The sequence below is a fragment of the Xenorhabdus santafensis genome, assembly GCF_033949405.1.
Classification (GTDB): Bacteria; Pseudomonadota; Gammaproteobacteria; order Enterobacterales; family Enterobacteriaceae; genus Xenorhabdus; species Xenorhabdus santafensis.
The window spans coordinates 1-275 of sequence record NZ_VCDN01000430.1; the positions used below are offsets into that span (position 1 = coordinate 1).

A 275-nucleotide genomic window follows, 5' to 3' on the forward strand; every position below is an offset into this window, starting at 1 on the left:
TCAAGATTTTGTATTTGTTCCGGGCTTACAGATGTGAATAAACGAGTAAATGTTACATCTGGATATTCTGTCAAAAGATCTTTTATTACTTTATCATTCGTTTGAGATTGTATTTGTTTTTCAATACCATCTTCATATGGCAAATCCAAATCCGCTTTAAATTTTACAATGATTTGCTTATCTGTTTCTTGTTCTACCCCTAATTTAATCTGCTGTTCTATAGAATCAGCACTTACAATATTGACCGTGTCCCCTATTCCTAAAAATATTGAAAT

1 protein-coding gene is annotated in these 275 nt (G+C 30.9%); it reads right to left on the reverse strand.

Going from position 1 to position 275, the window contains the following annotated elements:
• Positions 1–275: hypothetical protein (locus FE392_RS23000; RefSeq protein ID WP_319931991.1), on the reverse strand; the 275-nt coding region annotated here is incomplete at both ends.